The sequence below is a fragment of the Pseudomonas sp. P4_C3 genome (genome assembly GCF_056402075.1).
Genome location: NZ_JBFUIC010000652.1, coordinates 1 through 1160 on the forward strand (window position 1 = coordinate 1; position 1160 = coordinate 1160).

At 63.2% G+C, this 1160-nt stretch carries 1 protein-coding gene and 1 pseudogene; one reads left to right on the forward strand and one right to left on the reverse strand.

The window, feature by feature from the left end:
* Positions 1–17 precede the first annotated feature (17 nt).
* Entirely contained in the window at positions 18–893 is an 876-nt protein-coding gene (locus tag AC1DVH_RS31500) for a LysR family transcriptional regulator (protein WP_477757077.1), read from the forward strand.
* A gap of 128 nt (positions 894–1021) precedes the next feature.
* On the opposite strand, the pseudogene AC1DVH_RS31505 reads toward AC1DVH_RS31500, so the two are convergent.
* A pseudogene (locus AC1DVH_RS31505) lies at positions 1022–1160 on the reverse strand (LysR family transcriptional regulator); the annotation flags it as partial.

Genomic DNA, 1160 nt, shown 5'->3' on the forward strand with positions numbered 1-1160 from the left:
ATCATCAGGAGAGCGCTGTGAATTGGGATGACGCCCGGGTATTTCTCGCGGTTTGCCGTGAATCGACGTTGCGTGGTGCGGCGCGGGTGTTGGGGGTCGACCAGGCCACGGTCGGCCGGCGCATCACGGCGCTGGAAAAGTCATTGAGTGCGACCTTGTTCCTGCGTACCTCCGAAGGTTATGCGCTGACGGCTGTCGGCGAAGCGGCACTCAAGGCCGTAGAGAAAATGGAGCATTCGGCGCTGGAGCTGGAACGCCAGATCCAGGGCCTGGACGATCGCCTGACCGGCACGGTTCGCGTCAGCACCACCGACTCCCTGGCGATCGATTTCCTGATCCCGGCGATCGCTCGTCTGCATCGACAACACCCGGATGTACGGGTGCAACTGGACGCCACCACGCAGATTCTCAGCCTGGCAAAACGCGAGGCGGACATCGCCGTACGCAACACCCGACCGGAGAACCCGGACCTGATCGCCCGGCGCATCGCCCGCTGGCCGGTGGGTCTGTTCGCCTCGCAAGCCTATGTCGATGCCCTCGGCGTGCCGGAGCCCGGATCGGCGTTCGCCGGGCATGACCTGGTGGTGTATCAACCGTACTTGCAGGGCAACAAGGACCTGACGCTGGTCTCGGAACCGGTGGCGCGCGGGCGGATTGTCGCGAGCCTCAGTTCCAGCCTGCTGGTACGTCGATCGATTGCGGCGGGGATCGGGGTCGGGGAAATTCCGGTGTACATCGGGGAGAAGGAGGGGCTGGTCAGGTTGTGGCCGGAGCGCTCGCGGCCGTTGCCCTATGACATCTGGCTGGTAACCCATGCCGACCTGCGGCATACGGCCCGGGTCCGGGCGGTGATCGATGAGATTGTCGCGGGGTTTGCCGGGACTGGTGAATAATTCCAGACAACACAAATCCTGTGGGAGCGAGCTTGCTCGCGATAGCGGAGTGTCAGACGACATCAATGTTGAATGACACAACGCCATCGCGAGCAAGCTCGCTCCCACAGGATTTGTGTTGTCTGGAATTATTCACCAGTCCCGGCAAACCCCGCGACAATCTCATCGATCACCGCCCGGACCCGGGCCGTATGCCGCAGGTCGGCATGGGTTACCAGCCAGATGTCATAGGGCAACGGCCGCGAGCGCTCCGGCCACAACCTGACC